Origin of the sequence: Streptomyces sp. NBC_01450 (assembly GCF_036227505.1) — a bacterium.
In the GTDB taxonomy this organism is placed as follows: Bacteria; Actinomycetota; Actinomycetes; order Streptomycetales; family Streptomycetaceae; genus Streptomyces.
The window spans coordinates 10,400,724-10,419,136 of sequence record NZ_CP109480.1; the positions used below are offsets into that span (position 1 = coordinate 10,400,724).

The 18,413-nt window shown below is 70.8% G+C and carries 12 protein-coding genes and 3 pseudogenes; 4 read left to right on the forward strand and 11 right to left on the reverse strand.

The window, feature by feature from the left end; genetic code table 11:
- Positions 1–4: 4 nt before the first annotated feature.
- From OG568_RS46425 to OG568_RS46455, 7 genes and pseudogenes are all read right to left on the reverse strand, one after another.
- Positions 5–2,371, reverse strand: coding sequence for a glycoside hydrolase family 3 N-terminal domain-containing protein (locus OG568_RS46425; protein ID WP_329535971.1), 2,367 nt, complete (start codon positions 2,369–2,371; stop codon positions 5–7).
- Positions 2,372–2,485: 114 nt separating this feature from the next.
- On the reverse strand, positions 2,486–3,415 hold the full coding sequence (locus OG568_RS46430; RefSeq protein ID WP_329535972.1) for a carbohydrate ABC transporter permease: 930 nt from the start codon (positions 3,413–3,415) through the stop codon (positions 2,486–2,488).
- Positions 3,412–4,320: a carbohydrate ABC transporter permease gene (locus tag OG568_RS46435; RefSeq protein ID WP_329536636.1), complete on the reverse strand. Its 909-nt coding sequence runs from the start codon at positions 4,318–4,320 to the stop codon at positions 3,412–3,414. The genes OG568_RS46430 and OG568_RS46435 overlap by 4 nt, the downstream gene beginning before the upstream one ends.
- An 8-nt stretch (positions 4,321–4,328) precedes the next feature.
- The gene (locus tag OG568_RS46440) at positions 4,329–5,630 is read right to left on the reverse strand and encodes an extracellular solute-binding protein (protein ID WP_329535973.1); all 1,302 of its coding nucleotides are present in this window, start codon (positions 5,628–5,630) and stop codon (positions 4,329–4,331) included.
- 489 nt (positions 5,631–6,119) lie between these two features.
- Positions 6,120–7,592: pseudogene (locus OG568_RS46445) on the reverse strand (dihydrolipoyl dehydrogenase family protein).
- Positions 7,593–7,704: 112 nt separating this feature from the next.
- Positions 7,705–8,487, reverse strand: coding sequence for a maleylpyruvate isomerase family mycothiol-dependent enzyme (locus OG568_RS46450; protein WP_329535974.1), 783 nt, complete (start codon positions 8,485–8,487; stop codon positions 7,705–7,707).
- On the reverse strand, positions 8,484–9,260 hold the full coding sequence (locus tag OG568_RS46455; RefSeq protein ID WP_329535975.1) for an enoyl-CoA hydratase/isomerase family protein: 777 nt from the start codon (positions 9,258–9,260) through the stop codon (positions 8,484–8,486). Before OG568_RS46455 ends, OG568_RS46450 begins: the two co-directional genes overlap by 4 nt.
- Positions 9,261–9,426: 166 nt before the next feature.
- Here OG568_RS46455 and OG568_RS46460 point away from each other — a divergent pair, with 166 nt between their 5' ends.
- Positions 9,427–10,320: a LysR family transcriptional regulator gene (locus OG568_RS46460; protein WP_329535976.1), complete on the forward strand. Its 894-nt coding sequence runs from the start codon at positions 9,427–9,429 to the stop codon at positions 10,318–10,320.
- Positions 10,321–10,333: 13 nt separating this feature from the next.
- Here the strand turns inward: OG568_RS46460 and OG568_RS46465 are convergent, their stop codons facing one another.
- Positions 10,334–11,998, reverse strand: coding sequence for a tetratricopeptide repeat protein (locus OG568_RS46465; RefSeq protein ID WP_329535977.1), 1,665 nt, complete (start codon positions 11,996–11,998; stop codon positions 10,334–10,336).
- A 382-nt stretch (positions 11,999–12,380) separates the two neighbouring features.
- Here OG568_RS46465 and OG568_RS46470 point away from each other — a divergent pair, with 382 nt between their 5' ends.
- A complete protein-coding gene (locus OG568_RS46470) occupies positions 12,381–13,766 on the forward strand; it encodes an FG-GAP-like repeat-containing protein (RefSeq protein ID WP_329535978.1) in 1,386 nt (461 codons plus the stop codon).
- Between the two features lie 318 nt (positions 13,767–14,084).
- On the opposite strand, the pseudogene OG568_RS46475 reads toward OG568_RS46470, so the two are convergent.
- Positions 14,085–14,541: pseudogene (locus OG568_RS46475) on the reverse strand (DUF5709 domain-containing protein).
- A 328-nt stretch (positions 14,542–14,869) separates the two neighbouring features.
- The gene (locus OG568_RS46480) at positions 14,870–15,037 is read right to left on the reverse strand and encodes a hypothetical protein (RefSeq protein WP_329536671.1); all 168 of its coding nucleotides are present in this window, start codon (positions 15,035–15,037) and stop codon (positions 14,870–14,872) included.
- A gap of 105 nt (positions 15,038–15,142) precedes the next feature.
- Here OG568_RS46480 and OG568_RS46485 point away from each other — a divergent pair.
- Positions 15,143–16,063: pseudogene (locus tag OG568_RS46485) on the forward strand (ADP-ribosylglycohydrolase family protein); the annotation flags it as partial.
- Positions 16,064–16,767: 704 nt separating this feature from the next.
- Positions 16,768–17,679, forward strand: coding sequence for a polysaccharide deacetylase family protein (locus OG568_RS46490; protein ID WP_329535979.1), 912 nt, complete (start codon positions 16,768–16,770; stop codon positions 17,677–17,679).
- A gap of 88 nt (positions 17,680–17,767) precedes the next feature.
- Here OG568_RS46490 and OG568_RS46495 read toward each other — a convergent pair whose 3' ends face one another.
- Complete coding sequence (locus OG568_RS46495) at positions 17,768–18,358, reverse strand: TetR/AcrR family transcriptional regulator (protein WP_329535980.1); 591 nt, start codon at positions 18,356–18,358, stop codon at positions 17,768–17,770.
- Between the last annotated feature and the right edge of the window lie 55 nt (positions 18,359–18,413).

The window sequence follows — 18,413 nt, forward strand, 5'->3', positions numbered from 1 at the left end:
CCGGCTACTCCCGCTCGACGGTCACCTGCACGGTGTGGTGTCGTACGACCGTCGCGTCCCGTTCCTCGCCGACGAGGTGGACCGTGCCCCGCGCCGGGGTGTCCAGGCTCGACGACCCCGCGTACAGCAGGATCTCGCCGGGCTCGACGACGCGATGCCCCGCCAGGCCGGTGAAGGCCAGTCGGTCGGTGTGCACGGCGAAGCGGACGGTGGTGCTCTCGCCGGGGACGAGGTGCAGCTTGGCGAAGGCCAGCAGCGCCCGCATCGGCCGGGTGACCTGGGCGACCGGGTCGACGGCGTACAGCTGGACCGTCTCGGCGCCGGGCAGGGAACCCGTGTTCCGCACCCGCGCGGAGACGGTGAACTCCCCCTCCGTCGGCACCTGTTCGTGGTCGACGGTCATCGCGTCGATCTCGAAGGCGGTGTACGACAGCCCGTGCCCGAAGGGGAAGGCGGGTGTCGGATCGAGGTTGGACAGCCAGTTCTGGCGGTCGGCGAGCGGCGGGTGGAGATAGGTGTAGGGCTGGCCGCCGGGGGACAGGGGGAGCTGTACCGGCAGCTTTCCGCTGAAGTTCGCCGTACCGGAGAGGAGTTCGGCCACCGCCCGTCCGCCCTCCTCGCCGGGCAGGAAGACCTGCACCATCGCGGCGGCGTCGGTCGCGAACCGCCCGACGGCGTAGGGACGTCCACTGCTGACCACCAGGACGACAGGCTTGCCGGTCGCGAGGAGCGCCTCGACCAACTCCTCCTGTACGCCGGGCAGTCGCAGTTCCTCGACATCGCAGCCTTCGCCGGAGGTGCCCACGCCGAACATGCCGGCCTTGTCCCCGACGACCAGGACGGTCACGTCGGCGGAGGAGCAGGCCGCCACGGCGGCAGGGATGCCGCCGCGGTCCTCGTCGCGGATCGGGCAGCCCTCGGCGAACTGCCAGTCCACATCCGGTAGTTCGGTGGTCAGCGCGGTCCGCAGGGACACGGCGTGCACCCCGTTGCCGAGGTCGTCGCGGTCGGCGAGGACGTGGTTGGGGAAGCTGTAGCAGCCGAACATGGTGCGGACGTCGTCGGCGCACGGACCGATCAGGGCGATCCGCCCGGCCGAGGGGAGGGGCAGGGTTCCGTCGTTGGTCAGCAGCACGGCGCTCGACTGGGCGACCGCGTGCGCGAGTTGACGGTGCGTCGGCTTGTCCAGGTCGAGCGCGCCGGCGCGCAGGGCGGGCGGGCGGGGATCCCAGTCGGGGTCGAGCAGCCCGAGCTCGATCTTCTGCCGCAGTACCCGGCGGACCGCCCGGTCGACCGCGCTCTCGGCCACCTGTCCCTTCTCCACGGCGCCGACCAGCGCCGTACCGAAGCCGCGCTGGTCGGGCAGTTCGACATCCATCCCGGCCCGCAGGGCGAGGGCGCCGGCCGCGGGCAGGTCGGCCGCCACCCGGTGGGCGTTCACCAGGAACGGCAGCGACCAGTAGTCGGAGACGACGGTGCCCTCGAAACCCCACTGGTCACGGAGCACGGACGTCAGCAGCCACTCGCTGGCGGCGGGAGCCACGCCGTCGATCTCGGCGTACGAGTTCATGACGGACCCCACGCCCGCGGCGACGAGCCGTTCGAAGGGCGGCAGGATGACGTCGAACAGCTCCCGGCGGCCGATCTGCGCGGGCGCGTGATTGCGGCCGCCCATGGAGGCCGAGTACCCGGCGAAGTGCTTGAGGGTGGCGACCACCCCCGCGCTCTGCACGCCCAGGACATACGCCTCGGCCAACTCGCCGACCAGGTAGGGGTCTTCGCCGAAAGTCTCCTCGCAGCGGCCCCAGCGGTAGTCGCGGATCACGTCGACGACAGGGGCCAACCCCTGGTGGACACCGGCCTCCGCCATGTCGGAGCCGATGGCCTCGCCGACCCGGCGGATCAGCGCGGGGTCGAAGGTGGCCGCCATGCCCAGCGAGGTGGGGTAGATCGTGGCGCCGTAGGCGGTGAAGCCGGTCAGGCACTCGTCGTGTGCCATGGCCGGGATGCCGAAGCGGCTCTGCGCCATGACCTGCCGCTGGTGCCCGGCCAGGAGGCGGGCGTGTTCCAGGGCGGGCCGGGGGAGTGTGCCGTAGGGGCGGGTGAGCTGGCCCAGACCGTGCCGGGCGGTTTCGTCGAGGTCGCCGACCCGGCCGAAATGGTTGCTGCCCGGGGCGACTTCGGGACCGTCCGCCTCGATGTCCTCCCAGGTGCTGCTCAGCTGCGCGACCTTCTCGGGCAGGGTGAGCCGGGCGAGCAGCGCCTCGACACGGTCGTCGACCGGCAGGGTGGGGTCGGTCCAGGGGCGGTCGGACCCGGTGCCGTCTCCCGGGTGGGGGAGGCCGCCGTGGTCCGGAATGGTGGTCGTCATTCACGACTCCTCGGGGAGGTACGGGGGCACGCGTCGCAGCGGCCGGGGGTCCACCCGGCCGCCGTCGCGGGACGCGTTGCTGTGAAGGAGGTGGGGACGCGGACGCGGGGCCCGCTACTTGGAGAATCCGGCGGTGAGGCCGGCGACGAGCTGGCGTCGGGCGAGCACGAACACCACGAGCATGGGCAGGGTGGAGAGCACCACCGCGGCCATGGTCGCCGGGACGTTGATACCGAACTGGCCCCGGTAGAGCGTCAGGGCGAGCGGCAGCACCGCCTTGTCGCCGCTCTGGGTGAGGATCAGTGGGAAGAGGAAGCCGTTCCAGACCTGGAGGCCGTCGTACACGGCGACCGTCACCAGTGCCGGGCGGGCCAGCGGCGCCGCGAGCGACACCAGCATGCGCCAGTCGCCCGCGCCGTCGACGACCATCGCCTCGAACAGGGAACGCGGCACGTCCCGCAGGAAGCTGACCAGGATCATCACCGTGATCGGCAGCGCGAACGCCACCGACGGCAGCACGATCGCCGCCAGGCTGTCGTACAGCTGCATCCGGATGATCAGCAGGTACACCGGGATGATGACCGCCTGCAACGGGATCGCCAGACCCAGCAGGAACAGTCGGAAGGTCACCTGCGACCAGCGGCTGCCGGAGTTGCGGACGATCGCGAACGCGGCCATCAGGGCGGCGACGACGGTGAACACGACCGTCGCCACGGTCACGACGGCGCTGTTGAGCAGATAGGTCGCGAAGTCGCCGTCCAGGACGGTCCGGTAGTTCGCCAGTGTCGGGTTGCCGGGCAGGGCCAGCGGACTCGCGGTGGTGAAGTCCGTACTGCTGCGCAGGCTGGTCACGACGAGCCAGTAGACGGGTAGGACGACCAGCGCCGTCCACAGCAGCGCGGCACCGCCGGTGACGGCACGGCGCAGGGCCGTGGCCGCCCGGTGCGGCCAGGGCGCCCGCCGTGCAGGGGCCGCACGCCCGGCGGTGTTTGCCCCGTCGTCCTCGCCGACGCCCGTGCGGGTCCGTGTCAGGGTGGTGCTCACAGGCCCTCCTGTTGGCTGTCCATCCGGGTGAACCCGGACAGGCGGGTGGTCAGCAGCGACAGACCGAGGCCGAACGCCACCAGGAGGGTGGCGACCGCGCTGGCCCGGCCCATGTCGTGCGCCTGGAAACCCGTGATGTACATGGCCAGCGGCAGCACGCGGGTGGCGGTGCCCGGACCGCCGGTGCCGCCGGACAGCACGAAGATCAGGTCGAAGTACGTCAGCGAGCCCACCAGCATCAGCGTGCTGGAAGTGACCATCGTGTACTTCAACTGAGGCAGTGTGATGCGCAGGAACCGGGTCGCGGGACCGGCGCCGTCGATCGCGGCGGCCTCGTAGAGCGCGGTCGGGATCTGCCGTATCCCGGCCTGGTAGAGCAGTGCGTGGAACGGTACGAACTGCCAGGCGATCACGAAGATCACCGTATACAGCGCGAGGTCGGGCGAGCCGAGCAGCGGCCTCGCCAGCCAGTGCAGTCCGGGCGTGGCGCCGATGCCGAACGAGGGGTCGAGCAGGGCCTGCCAGGTCAGTCCGATCGCCACGGCGGACAGCAGCAGCGGCAGGAACCAGAGCACCGCGAAGAGCGAGCGCAGACGTCCGTTCGGTGCCTGGAAGACGCCCAGCGCGAGCGCCAGGGGCGTCTGGACCAGCCAACTGATCGCCATCACCTTGACGGTGAGCCACAGCGCCTGCCAGGTCGCGCCGTCCGTCAGGACAGCACTCCAGTTGCCCGCGCCGGCCCAGCCGATGGAGCCGAGGCCGTCCCAGCGGGCGAAGCCGAGCGCCACCACGCCCACGAGGGGGACCAGTCCGAACAGACCGAAGAGGAGCAGGGCGGGGGCCACCATGAGAGCGCCACTGAAGCGGCGCCCGCCACGGCCGGTCGTACGGGGCGCGCGAAGCATGGTGGCCACTACGAGCCCGCCTTGCTCATGTTCGCACCGAACTGCTCCGGCTTGATCTGCCGCAGGAACGACTTGTCGACGTTGGTCAGCAGAGGGTCGGCCTGGTCCGAGGGCAGGGCCTGGTCCCAGGAGAGCTGGAAGTTCGGGGCGTTCTGCACCAGACCGTAGACGAACGTCAGCCACGCCTTGTCGGCCGACTTCGTCGCCGCCAGCTTCGACTCCAGACCGTTGACCGGCGGCACGCTGCCCGACGCCAGGTAGGCGTTGATCTGGGAGTCGTTGAGGACGTAGTCCTTCAGGTAGGCGAGTGCCGCGGACTTGTGCGCGCTCGACGCGTTCAGCGACAGGAAGTTCGAAGGGTTGCCGACGATGTTCTTCGCGCTGCCCGCGCCGCCGGTCAGCGCCGGGAAGGCGACATAGCCCAGGTCCTTCTTGGCGAAGTCCGGCGCGGCCTTGACGAGGTTGGCGTACTCCCAGGTGCCCATCAGCTCCATGCCCGCCTTGCCGGTGTAGAGCAGGGCCGTGGAGGCACCCTGGTCGTAGTTCACGGAGGAGGCGTTGTTCCCGAACGCGCCGGCCTTGGCCAGGTCCTGGAGGTACTGATTGGCCTTGGTGACCGCCGGATCCGTCCACGCCGCGGCGTCACCGGAAGCTATCTTCGAGAACGCCTCGGATCCGCCCGTACGGTCGAGCAGGTACTCCAGGTACATCAGCGTGGGCCACTTGGAGTTCGCCGCGAGGGACACCGGAATCACTCCGTCACCCTTCAGCTTCCCCACGGCCGTCATCAGCTCGTCGTACGTCTTCGGCGGCTCGACGCCCGCGCTCTTGAGGACCTTCTTGTTGTAGTAGAGGACGACCGGGGCGAGGCCGTTGGCGGGCACGCCGTAGACCTTGCCGCGGAACGTGGCGCTCTGCATCACGCTCGGCGTGAACCGGTCCGTGTTCAGCTGCGCGGTCGTCAGCGCGTCGACCTTGCCCGCCTTGACGTAGTCGTCCAGCGCGCCGCCGCCCCAGTTGAAGAAGAGGTCCGGCGCCTGGTTCGCGCCGAAGGCCACCCGCAGCTTCTGCTTGTAGTCGTCGTTCGCGTACAGCCGCAGCGTGATCTTCTCGTCGGGGTGGTCCTTGTTGTAGGCGTCGACGGACTCCTTCAGGATCGTCTGGTCGTTCAGTGCCCACATCGTCAGGCCCTTCGCCGACGTCGTCGTGGACGGCCCCGAAGTCCCGCACGCGGCGAGGCCTATGGCCGCCGCGACGGTGACGGCGGACGCGACGACGCGCCGGCCTCTGATGTTCCGGAATCCGCGCATGTTCTGCCTCATCTCTCTGCACGCCGGGGGTGCGTCAGGCAGATCGGAAAGCATTACGAAAGGCTTTCGTGTGTACCGCCGAGGCGGTCTGCCTGCTGGATCGGGAGACTGACACGCCCTTCACACCCGGGACAAGGAGGGGAAATGCCTCGGTTACGAAAGACTTTCGTGAGACGGACCCCGCCCGTGGACACGGGCGGGGTCCGGCATCGCATGCGCTGATGACCTCCTGCTCGCGACGCTCGCGCACACGCTCGTGGTCGTGCGCGGCATCCGCCGACAGGATCGGTGGACTAGTGCCGCGGCAGGCAACGTTCGCCCCGTCGCGACGCCCGGCACGCCCTCTCGCCGCACCGGCCGAAAGCCCAAGTACGTCCGGTCCGTCGACGGGGCCTTCCGGCCGGCACTCCCCCAGCCTTCGGCCGGGGGGACCCCCAGAGCACGCACCGGACGCCGCTCCTTGACGGGCAAACGTTGCCTGCCGCGGCACTAGCTCTTGTAGGCCTTGAGCATGAACAGCCAGATTTCGCTGACGGTGGGGAAGCAGGCGACGGCGTGCCGCAGTCGCTTGAGGGGGATCTCGCCCGCGACGGCGACGGTTGCGGAGTGCAGCAGTTCGCTGACGCCGGGGCCGACGAAGGTCACCCCGAGGAGGACCTCACGGTCGAGGTCGACGACCATGCGGGCTTGGCCCCGGTAGCCGTCGGCGTACAGGTTCGCTCCCTGGGCCTGGGCGAAGTCCACGTCGACCACGGAGATGCGGTGGCCGGCTCCGGTGGCCTGTTCGGCGGACAGGCCCACGGCGGCGGCCTCGGGATCGGAGAAGAAGACCTGCGGCACGGCGTGCTGGTCGGCGGTGGTGGCGTGGTCGCCCCAAGGCTCGTTGTCGAGCGGCAGTCCCTTGGCGCGGGCTCCGATCGCGTCGCCCGCGGTCCGCGCCTGGTACTTGCCCTGGTGGGTGAGCAAGGCGCGGTAGTTGACGTCACCGAGGGCGTAGAGCCAGGTGCCCTCCACTCCTCGGACCAGACACGTCTCGTCGACATCGAGCCAGGAGCCGGGGGCCAGGCCCACGGTCTCCAGGCCGATGTCGTCGGTGCGCGGCGCCCGACCGGTGGCGAACATGACCTCATCGGCCTCCAGCAGGCTCCCGTCGTCGAGGCTCAGGGTGACCGGGCCCGCCGGGTCGGGGCGGCTCAGCCCGGTCACCGAGACGCCGATGCGTACGTCCGCGCCCGCCTCGGTGAGCCCTTGGGTGACCGCGTCGCCGACGAACCGCTCCATCCGGGGCAGCAGCGCGCGGCGGGCCAGCAGGGTGACCTGGGCGCCAAGGCCCTGCCACAGGGTGGCCATTTCCACGCCCACCCCTCCACCGCCGACGATGGCGAGCCGGCCGGGTACGTGGCTGGAGTCGGTGCCCTCGCGGTTGGTCCACGGACGGGCTTCCTCGATGCCTGGTACGTCGGGCAGTACGGGGCGGCTGCCGGTGGCGACGGCGACCGCGTGGCGGGCGTTGAGGGTGCGGCGCCCGCTGTCGGAGGCGGTGACGGTCACCCGGCGCGGTCCGTCGATCCGGCCCTGCCCGCGGAACAGATCGGCGCCGATGGACTTGACCCAGTCGGCCTGCCCGGAATCGTCCCAGTCGGTGACGTAGTGATCGCGCCGGGCGAAGACCCTGGCGGTGTCGAGCCGTCCGGTGACCGCCTGGCGGGCACCGTCCACCCGGCGTGCGTCCGAGACGGCGATGACCGGCCGCAGCAGTGCCTTGCTGGGCACGCAGGCTCAGTACGAGCACTCACCGCCGACCAGTTCACGCTCGGCCACGGCGACGGTCAGCCCGGCCGCGCGGGCGTGGTCGGCGGCGTTCTGGCCGACCGGGCCGGCCCCGAGCACGATCACGTCATAGGTGTCTTCCGCGGTGTCTCTCGCGGCGGCTTCTGGAGTGATTTCGGGTGAAGTGTTCATGATTCCATCGTTCCTCGGGACGTGGCGATCCGCTCGGCTCACCGGCCGGCGGGGCGTGGCGGATCGCAAGCTCCACTGTCGGCGGTGACGGCTGTGGCAGATCGGAGGCCGGTCAAAAACCGGGGAAGAGCGTCCGCAGGTCGTCGAGGGTGATCGAACCGGTCGCGGCCAGGGGGTCCTGGGGGCGGTTGCGGCCGTAGATGAGCCGCAGTACCGACTCTGCGGGTCCGGTCAGGCGGGCGGTGGGGTCGGCGGGAGGGGGCGGGTAGAGGTGGAGTTCGGTGTCCATGTCGAGGAGCAGCGTCCGCTGGGGGTCGGTGAGCTGGACCTGGACGCGCCGCGGTGCGAGGCGGGTGAGGGCGTCGGCGTTACGGAAGCGGGTGGCCACCAGGTCGATCCGCTCCCAGAGCAGCACCACGTCGGCCGCGTCGAGCACCGCCCGCTCGTCCAGCGCGACCATGACGTCCCAGGCGTGCACGGCCTGCTCGGACAGCCGGTAGCCGACGTATGACGCCAGATCGAGCAGGCCGGCGAAGTACGGGACCCGCAGTGACGTGCGCTGCTCGGCGTCGACCGAGTCCAGGAGCGCCAGATGGCGTTCGTCGGCCTCCAGCCACGCGGCGCGCTGTTCGACGGGGGACATCGCGTCCCACCGCTCCCACACCGGCACCAGTTCCTCGCGGACCGGGCCCCGCTCGTCACCCTTGAGGCCGCGTTCCACGAGCGCGGTGGAGATCTCCGCGCCGCTGCCCAGGTGGGACAGCACCTGCCCGATGGTCCAGCCCTCGGCGAACGAGGCCTCGGCGAGCCGGCCGGGCGGCAGGTCGGCGACGGCGTGTCTCAGCCGCCGGGACGAGTCGCGCAGTGCGCCGATCCCGCGGTCGGCGGCGGTCACGCCGCGTCCCCGGTCCGGTACGCGAGGTCGGCCGCGGTGAGGCCCTCGAGCGCCATGCCCAGCTGGGTGCCTTCGGCCATGCGGCGGCTGATCCGCTGCCGCAGGGTGACGGCCAGGTAGCGGGTGAGCAGTTGCGGCTTGGCGGCGAGCTGCTCGGCGAGTTCCAGGGCCCGGGGCAGCACCCGCTCCAGCGGCAGCACCTCGGCGACGGCGCCCCACCGTTCGGCCTGTTCGGCGGTGAAGGAGCCCTGGGTGAGGGTGAGATAGCGGGTGCGGTTGACGCCGATGGCCTCCTCCCAGGCGATCTGGATGCCGTCGCCGGGCACGATGCCGAACGTCAGGTGGGGGAAGTCGGAGAAGACGGTGGTGTCCGCGGCCACGACGATGTCGGCCAGCAGCGCGTATTCGCTGTGTACGGAGGCCGGGCCGTTCACGGCGACGACGATCGGCATTTCCAGATCGACCAGGCGCTGCATCACCCGACGGCCCTCGGCGACGGTGCGGTCCCACTGAGTGGGCTTGGTGATGTCCCCCAGGCTGGCGCCGTCGATCTCGGTCATGAAGCGGTCCCCGGTGCCGGTCAGCACCAGGACCCGGTTGTCGCGGTCCTCGCCGATCTCGAACAGGGCGCGGGGAAAGTCGGTGTGCAGCTGTCCGGTGAAGGCGGCCGGGCCGCCGTCGGTGTGGAAGCGCAGGGTCAGCACTCCGGAGTCCGTGCGGCTCAGGGCGATGTTCCTGAAGGCGGTGAAGTATTCAGGTGTCGCGCCGGTCATGGTCACTCCTATGGTGGCGCGGCGCCGTCGTGCGCCGCTCCTCCACACAACCACCTGGACCGGCCGGTCCGTAGCGTTCGTCCAGTCGCTCCGGGACCACCCCCCATCAGGGATGCTTATGGTGTCCGGTCGTGCCGCGACACGTCGATGTGGTGCGATGGGGACCATGGAGCTTCGGGACATGCGGGCGTTCGTGGCGGTGGTGGAGGAGGGCGCCCTGTCCGCGGCGGCCCGGCGGCTCCACATGAGCCAGCCGCGGCTCTCCCAGATGGTGCTCGCGCTGGAGCGGGAGTTCGGAGTGGGCCTGTTGGTGCGCAGCTCGACCGGGGTCCAGCCGACCGAGGCCGGCGCCGCCCTGCTCACCGAGTCCCGCGCGGTGCTCGCCCGTTACGACCAAGCCGTCGCCGCCGTCGCCCGGCACAGACTACCGGGCGGCTCCATTCTGCGACTCGGCATCCCACTCGAACTGTCCCCCGGGTTCCTGACCCGCCCGCTGGCGGCACTCGCGGACGCGTATCCCGAAACTCGGGTGGAACCCCGGCACATGTCCACCGCGGAGCAGGTGGCGGCCCTGCGCGCCGGGGAACTCGACATCGGCCTGCTGCGCGAGCGCCCCTCCGGGGGTGACCTGGACGCGATCAAGGTCATGGAGGAGAGGCTGGGCGTGCTGCTCGCGGCCGAGCGGGCCGCCGAACTGTCCAGCCCGGAAGGTGTACGGCTCGACTCCCTCGCCGGACTCCACTGGATCGGCTTCCCCCGCTCCGGAAGCCCGGTCTGGTACGACGAGGTCACCGCCGTACTGCGCGGACACGGCATCGCCACCGAAACCTCAGCCGTCGCAGGTCAGGTGCTCCTCGCCGAAGTCAAGCTGGCGGCGGTGAGCGACGGGACGGCCTTCGCCCTGGCGCCGCACTGGTTCCACCCCTTGCCCGAGAGCGTCGTCTGGCAGCCCCTGGCAGGCGACCCTCTGGTGCGTCGGACCTGGGCGGTGTGGCAGGCCACGTCGCACCGACAGGACCTCGGCCGTTTCGTCGTGGCGTTGGGAAGCGACAGTGGGTGAGGCGCCGGTCGGTTCATCCTGAGTCGGTCGGCAGCGGGGTGTCGCGTCGGCAGAAGCAGGACGCCTCGACGGGGACGTCCGCGAGTGCGGTGGCCACGGCGAGTTGCTGGGCGACGATGCGGGCTTCCCCCGTCTTGCCGAGTCGCACAAGGCATTCGTGGAAGCCGTGAAGGGCCCAGACGTTTCCCGGATGTTGCGAGGACCTGGGCAGAGTGTCGTCGACGCCGAGGTCGGCCCGGTACACGGCCTCGGCCTCCTCGACTCGGCCCCGTTCCAGCAGGAGCGCCCCGTAGGCGTGACGAGTCGGCTGCATCCAGCCCCACGGTTCGTCGTAGGGCAGGTGGTCGTCGAGTTCGATGGAGCGCTCCAGGCAGGCGAAGGCGAGATCGTACTCGCCCTTTCGGTACTCGAGTTCGCCGTCGAGCATGGCGGAGGCGATCGCCAGGATGTCCCGGCAGGTGTTGTTGAACAGCATCCGCGTCTCGGGAACCCGTGCGGCCGCCCCGCGGAACAGTTCTCGTTCGGCCTCGGCCTCGACGGTCGCCCCGGTGGCGGAGTACGCCACGCCGCGCGCGTAGTGCAGCATCGCCGTGGTGACGCAGTACAGCTCCGGGTCGGAGGGCATCGGCAGCGCGAGGATCTCCGCCCACCGGCCGAACCGGATCAGTACGTGCACCCGCATGGCGAGGAACCCCTCCAGCCAGTCGGCCATGGGCGGGCTTTCCACGCGCAGCAGTTCCTCGGGGATGGACTCCTCGAGCCGCGAGGCCGTTTCCAGCGCCGTTCTGGACTGGCCGAGGAACATCGCGCCGTAGATCTTGAAGTGATAGTTGTGCGAGCGGTACAGCGTGTAGAAGTTCATCGCGCCGGCCCGTCGCAGGTACTTCTCGTCCGCGTCGATCGCGGCACTGTTGGCCGACACGACCCGTCGGTAGTCCCCGCACAGCACGTCGAGGTGTGAGGGCATGTGGTGCAGGTGCCCCGCGTCCGGTACCAGGCCCGGCAGCCGGTCGGCGACGGCGAGGGCCTTCTCCGGTGTCGACGACATCTCCATCAGGTGGATGTACATGTGCAGGATGCCCGGGTGACGGAGACCGGTCTCGGTCAGCAACGCGCGGTCGAGGACGGCCTTCGCCTCCAGGGTGCGCGCGCCGGGAGCGGGCTCGCCCGTGCGCAGGTCCCACAGCTGCCACGGGGTGAGGTTCATCAGCGCGTCCGCGTAGAGCGTGGCGACGTCGAGGTCGTCGGGCGCGAGTTCGTACACGGCACGCATGGCCTCGGCATAGGGCTCGTTCCAGACGGAACAGTCCTCCACGGCGCGCGAGGCGGGATAGCGCTCGCGCAGCGCCTCGATGAGGGCGCGCTCGATCGGAGTGGTCCCTTCACGGAGCGCGTGAGCCTGTTCGACGGCGGCGTGCGTCCGTTCCACCGTGTGCCGCAGTTCGACGTCGTCGAAGAACTCCCAGGGTTTGTTGTAGTTGGGGCCCAGGGCGTATGCGACACCCCAGTACGCCATGGCGCAGTCGGGATCCGCGGCCGCCGCCGATTCGAAGCAGGTGACCGCCTCTTCGTGGTTGAACGCGTAACTCCACACCAGACCGCGGTCGAACCAGCACTGCGCTTTTGGCGAACGGGTCGACACGGGCCGGGTCAAGGTCCCGAGGTCGAAGTAGTCCATGAGGATCTCCTGCAGAGGGATGCGACTCGACGACGTCCGGAGCCCGGTGTGCCCCGGTACTGCATGTGGCAACCAGTTCTGATGATGCCCGAGAGCGACCGGCGGGCTCGCGGTACCGGCCATACGAGTCGCTCGAAGGAGGCTTTCCGCGCGCCGGCTCCGACAGTCACACCGACGATTCGGCGATGAGCTCGCCGGTACTTCCTGCCGCACGTCGTCCCGAGCGGAGGCGAGGCTGTCCGGCCAGGATGAATCCGAGGTGAATGGACGGCGTACAACCGTTGGCGCCCCGCGTGGGTCTTGTTGGTTGCCGAGCGTATGAGAAGCGCGGCCGACCGCCCTCCACTCCAAGGGGTTTGTCTTGCCATCCCGAAGATTCCATGTGTCCGCTGCCGCTTTCGCCGCTGCCGTCATCGCCGTGACGGGGGCGGCCCCTGTGGTGTCCTATGCCGAAGACGCCTCGGCGGGCGCCCTCGCCGTCGGTTCCGCGGCGTCCGTGCGTGCCGACTTCGACGGTGACGGATACACCGATGTCGCCATCGCCGCCCCCGGCGGCATTGTCAACGGCAAGTCCGGCGCCGGATACTTCGCCGTCGTCTACGGCATGGCCGAAGGCCCCAACGGGGTCAAGCGCCAGGTGATCAGCCAGGACCGCTACGGGATACCCGGCATGGCGGAGACGGGCGACCACTTCGGCGGCCAGCTCACGGCGGCCGACCTGGACGGCGACGGATTCACCGACCTGGTCGTAGGGGCCCCGGGCGAGGACGTCGGCAGTGCGCGTGACGTCGGGCTGCAGACCGTCGTGTGGGGAGGTGTGGGTGGCCTCGCCACCGCCACCACGGTCGGCCAGGGCCGGGCGGAGACCCGGGCCGGTGACTTCGACGGGGACGGGCATCTGGACCTGGCGACGGCCTATCAGATGCGGTTCGGGCCCTTCAGCCGTAGCGGTGCGGCGGCCCGCACCGGACCCCTCGTCGACCTGGACGTCCGTGTCTACGCGATGGAAGCGGGCGATGTGGACGGCGACGGCACCACCGACCTGGTGGTCAGCAGCGGTCCGTGGGACTCGGACGACGGGGGGGCGCCCGCGCCGCCCCGTCTGCGACTGCTGAAGGGGACCAAGAACGGTCTGGTGGCAGGGCCGTTCATCGCCTATCCCGACACCGTGTCCGCGGACAGCATCGCCCTCGGTGACATCGACGCCGACGGACGCCAGGATGTCGTCTTCGGCCGCAGCACGGCGGCAGGCGGCGGCCTGGTGGGCGTGGTACGGGGCACAGCGAACGGGCTCGCGCCGCGGGCCACACTGATCGGCCAGAACACTCCCGGCGTCCCCGGCGCGGGGGAGAGCGGCGACCGCTTCGGCACCGACGTCTCTGTCGGCGACGTCACCGGCGACGGTTACGCCGACGTCGTCGCCGGTGTCCCCGGCGAGGACCTCGCCGGCCGGACCGACGCCGGCAGCTTCGCCGTCCTCAGGGGCAGCGCGACGGGTCTCTCCAGCACCAGGGTTCAGGTCCTCAGCCAGAACACGGCCGGGGTGCCCGGTACGGCCGAGAAAGGGGACCGGTTCGGCAGCCGCACCGCCGTTGTCGGCGGGTACGTCGCTGTCTCGGCACCGGAGGAGAACAGCGGCTCGGGGGCCGTGTGGGTCTTTCGCGGTGCCGCCTCAGGTGTCACCGCGACCAGGTCGGTGAGCTTCGGACCGCACACACTCGCCGCGCCCGTCCCCGGCGCACGCTTCGGCGCCGCCTTCCAGCGCTGACGCCCGCCTCACGTCGCACCGACGTCCGCTCGCTCGATCAGGACGGCCTGGCTCGGGCGAGCTCCGCGGGTCGCGGAGCGCAGGCCGGCTTGGCCGCGTATGAGGCCGGCGTCGCTCCCACCCCGCGGCACCCTGTCGGGCAGGAGTGACAGGTCAGCGACAGCGCCTGCCCGCCGTCGGTGAGCACCACGGCCCGGTCGGCCGCGGTCGCGCCGGGATCATGCCCGGTGCCGCGCGGCCGACCACCGGCGCGGTGCGTCGGTGAGATCCCCGGGCAGGCGGGACCGGGCAGGGCAGACGGGAATTTGACGACAGGACCTAGAAGGACTCGGAGTCGGGGATCACGTGTATCGCGGCCTCCTCGGCCGAGGCGCCCGCCCCGTCGACGCCCGCGTCGTAGGCGATCAGGTCCTTCTCGGTGTCTTCGTGAGCGCCCTCGTCCGGCGCGATCAGGCGGCCGGCCCGCCGGTCTCCGACCTCGTCGTCGATGAGTTCCCCGTCGCCGTCCCAAAGGTCCCCGATGCCGTCGCCGACCTGGACGGCGACATCCGGTATTTCCTCGGCGAGCCGCTCGTCCAGGCTCTCCCCGCGCTGCCGCCGTGACGCCGCTGTGCTCCACACCCCAAGGCCTCTCCGGGGGTGAGTAGCCCTCGTCGAGCGCCTCGTCGACGCCGCGGTCGTCGAGGGTGTCCGAGACGTCCAGCAGCCCGGCGTCGTCCTGTACCTCCGACCCGTCCGGCTGGTAGACCTCATCACCCATCGCCTCATAGGCCATGCTCGCTCCACTGTTCGGTGCTCCCTGCCAGGAATCTGACGGGAACACGGTTGTCCGGACCCGAGGGAACTCTCCTGGGCGGAGTCGGAAACTCACACTAGGACAGTAGGGCGCGGCAGGTCTGCCTCTCAGCGCACCAGGTCTGTTCCCCCAACGCACCATGCCCAGGGCTCTCATCCGCCATGCCCCCGGCTGCTCGCCAGGCGGGAAGCCGGGGCACAGCACATCCCGCGCCGACGGCGCGTGTACGAAGTCACCTGCGCGGACCGACCGCGTCCAGCCCCGACGGCCGCGGCGACAGCCCGCGCGGCCGGCATCGGCGGAGCGGTCACGCCGAGTCGCGACCCGTCCCTGGACAGCCGGTCTCGCCGATTTCCCCGGCCAGGTCCGACAGCGTGGTCTCCGCGTTCAACGACGATTCGTGGCCGCATCCGCGGACGTAGGCGCCTGCCGCCGAGAAGAGGACGGAGTACTCGCCCCCCGAGCCGTCGCGCATCGAGGCCAAAGTCACCACGCACCGGTTGAATACGCGAGCCCACCAGTGCAGAGGGCCGGCAATTGATGTGGCGCCGCGGCAGGCCCGCTTGGCAGGATGTGGGCGATGCCCACTGAGCCCCCTTTCCTCGATCCTTCCGCCATCCCTTCCTTCGATCACCGCTCCGCCGCCCGCGATGCCCTGCGCGGCCTGGCGGTGGGTGACGCCTTCGGCGCCCAGTTCTTCGTACCGGACAATCTCCCCGGCCTGCGGGAGCGGCGGTTGCCCGCCGCGGAGTGGCCGTGGACGGACGACACGGAGATGGCCTGCTCGGTCTTCGAGGTGCTGCGCCGACGTGGCAGCGTGGACCAGTACGAACTGGCGCACGGCTTCGCCCGCAGGCATGACTTCGACCGCGGCTACGGTCCGGCGATGAACCGGCTGCTGCGCCTGGTCCGCGAGGGCGGAAGGTGGCAGGAGCTGGCCGCTGAACTGTTCGACGGCCAGGGGTCGTGGGGCAATGGGGCCGCGATGCGGGTGGCGCCCTTGGGCGCGTGGTTCGCCGTGGACCTCGCCGAGGCAGCAGCGCAGGCCGGGCGGTCGGCGCGGGTGACACACACCCATCCGGAGGCGGTGGCCGGGGCGGTCGCCGTGGCGGTGGGAGCCGCGTGCGCGGCCCGCGGGCGCGTTCGGCCGGTGACCGGAGCCCAGTTGCTGGCGGCGGTGGAGGAGCTGACGCCGGAGGGACGGGTCCGTTCGGGGGTGGCCGAGGCGCGCGAGCTGCTGAGCCAGCCGCACGCCGAGTACGCGGCACACCGGTTGGGCAACGGGCGGCAGGTGAGCGCGGTGGACACGGTGCCCTTCGCGTTGTGGTGCGCGGCCCGGCACCTGGAGGACTTCGCGGCGGCGTTGTGGGCGTGTGCCTCGGTGGGTGGGGATGTCGACACCACCTGCGCGATCGTCGGGGGGATCGTCGCCGCGCGGGTGGGCACGGCGGGGATACCCGCTGCGTGGCGGGCCGCGTCCGAGGCGCTGCCGGAGTGGGTGGCGGAGGACGAGCTCGGTGAGGACCTCAGCCGTGCGGGGCTGCGCCGCGACATGACGCCACTGCGCCGCCCCGAGCCGGTTCCGGTGCCGGAGCTGGTGTGGACGCCGGGGCAGTGGCAGCGCGTCCGGCACGGCGTGCGGTCGCTGAGCATGGATGAGAAGTGGAATGCGTACCTGGAGGACGATCAGCTGATGCTGCACCGCAGTTGGACGGGTCGTGGCATCTTCCGGGTGACCGTGGCCGAGGACCCGTTCGGTCGGCGGCCGGTGGCCGCGTTGGTCGAGTCGGACCCGGAGCTGTACCGCCGGGGCGGCGACGAGGCGGAGAGCGCCTTCCTGGAACTCTTCCTGCGTGCCTGGTACATGGACGATTCCCGGCCCGAACTGTGGGATCGCTACCAGGAGTTGCGTCGCGCCGAGGCGACGAGGGAGCAGCGGCCGGCGGAGGGGACCGCCTGATCGGCGAGCGGGCGCGGCCCCGCCACCAAGGGGGTGGCGGGCCGGGAGCGGCTGTCAACCCCGGCCTGGGGGAGCAGGACGACGAGCGGCGCGCACCGCTGCCGGGACCCGCGACCAGTGCGGCACGTGATCCCTACGGGATTGTTGGCGAACCCTTGCCGCCGTCTTACTGATCATGTCTCTTCCGCCGCGTACGGTTCCCGTAACGGGGTGTCCCGTCAATGACCTTCGAGCAAGGGGAACGGATGACACCCAGTCGCCGAGCGGTGCTGGCGGCCATGGCGGGAAGCATGCTCGCCGGCTGTGCGGGCCCCCAGAGCACGGCCAACGGCGTCGCGTCCGCCACCGGTTCCCCCTCCGTACCCGCAGCGATCGCAACCGGCACGAGAGCCCCGGCCTCCAGCGCCCCGGCCTCCAGCCCCTCGGCCACCGCACCCAGCGCGTCAGGCGCCGTCACCCGCGCCGACATCGTGGCCCGCTACGGGCACGCGGTGCCGCACACCTGGGGCTTCGACGCCCCCACCGTGGTCCACGCGCTGCCGACCGCCACACGCGTGATCGCCCTGACCTTCGACGCGTGCGGAGGCCCGGGCGGAAGCGGCTACGACCGTGCGTTGATCGACTTCCTGCGTAGAAGGGAGATACCGGCGACCCTGTTCATCAACTCCCGCTGGATCGACGCCAACCCCGCCGTCTTCCGCCGACTGGCCGCCGAGCCGTTGTTCGAGATCGCCAACCATGGCACCCGGCACCGCCCCCTGTCGGTCACAGGGCGCTCCGCCTACGGCATCCCCGGCACCCGCAGCGCCGCCGAGGTCTACGAAGAGATCACCGGCAACCGGACCAAGCTCACCCGGTTGCTGGGCGCGCCGCCACGCTTCTTCCGGTCCGGCACCGCCTACTGCGACGACGTCGCGGCACGGATCGTCAACGCCCTGGGAGAACGCTTCGTCAGCTTCACGGTCAACGGCGACGGCGGTGCCACCTTCACCCCCGAGCAGGTCCGTACCACCGTCGCCGGCGCCCCCGGCGGATCCATCGTCATCGGCCACATGAACCACCCCCGGGGCGGCACCGCCCGAGGCATCACTGCTGCCGTCCCCCGGTTGCTGGCCACCGGCCACAGCTTCACCCGTCTTTCGGACGCACTGCACTGACGACGCGTCCGCGGCGTCGGCGGCGAGTCAGCGCACCTCCGGTGCCGGCCACGCCCCCCGCCGGGCAGCGGCAGCACAGTGGACGCAGTCAGCCGGGGGGACAGGCGGGTCCCGCCTCGCGGAGGCAGCGTTCGAGGCGCCGCTTGAAGTCGTCGAAGGACTCGTCCACGGGCCAGGTCTGATAGGCGGTGAAGGTGGCGGTCACCGCGAGGTTCAGCCGCAACGTCACGGTCAGCTCGTCGTACTCGCTCTCGCTGTTGCGGCCTGCCACCCAGTCGCGCAGGTCGGAGAAGAACTGCTCGCCGAAGCTCTGGCCCGACTGGGCGAGGGTGGGTGACTGGGCCTTGAGGGCGCGCTGGAGCGGCATACGCTCGCGCAGGCTTTCGCAGAACCCCGTCAGGATCGCGGTGAGCGAGTCCCAGAGCGGCTCGTCGGCGGGCCGCCCGTTCATCAGCGCCCGCCAATCGCTTCGCTCTTCGGGGTCCTGGTCGAAGACGACGGCCTCCTTGCTGGCGAAGTAGTTGAAGAAGGTGGCGCGCGAGATGTTCGCCGCTGCTGCTATCTGCTCGACGGTCGTGGCCTCGTAGCCCCCCTCGTCGAAGAGCCGCAGGGCGGCGGACCGGATGGCGCGCCAGGTCGCCAGCTTCTTGCGCTCCCGCAGATTCATGGTTCCTGCCATGCGCGTCATTGTACGTTTCCATTTATGGACGAGTTCATATTTGGACGAGTCTAAA

Coding starts and splice junctions, on each gene's coding strand:
- OG568_RS46425 (WP_329535971.1), bottom strand. CDS start 2,371: ATGACGACCACCATTCCGGACCACGGCGGCCTCCCCCACCCGGGAGAC.
- OG568_RS46435 (WP_329536636.1), bottom strand. CDS start 4,320: ATGCTTCGCGCGCCCCGTACGACCGGCCGTGGCGGGCGCCGCTTCAGT.
- OG568_RS46440 (WP_329535973.1), bottom strand. CDS start 5,630: ATGCGCGGATTCCGGAACATCAGAGGCCGGCGCGTCGTCGCGTCCGCC.
- OG568_RS46455 (WP_329535975.1), bottom strand. CDS start 9,260: ATGACCGGCGCGACACCTGAATACTTCACCGCCTTCAGGAACATCGCC.
- OG568_RS46460 (WP_329535976.1), top strand. CDS start 9,427: ATGGAGCTTCGGGACATGCGGGCGTTCGTGGCGGTGGTGGAGGAGGGC.
- OG568_RS46465 (WP_329535977.1), bottom strand. CDS start 11,998: ATGGACTACTTCGACCTCGGGACCTTGACCCGGCCCGTGTCGACCCGT.
- OG568_RS46480 (WP_329536671.1), bottom strand. CDS start 15,037: ATGCGCGACGGCTCGGGGGGCGAGTACTCCGTCCTCTTCTCGGCGGCA.
- OG568_RS46490 (WP_329535979.1), top strand. CDS start 16,768: ATGACACCCAGTCGCCGAGCGGTGCTGGCGGCCATGGCGGGAAGCATG.
- OG568_RS46495 (WP_329535980.1), bottom strand. CDS start 18,358: ATGGCAGGAACCATGAATCTGCGGGAGCGCAAGAAGCTGGCGACCTGG.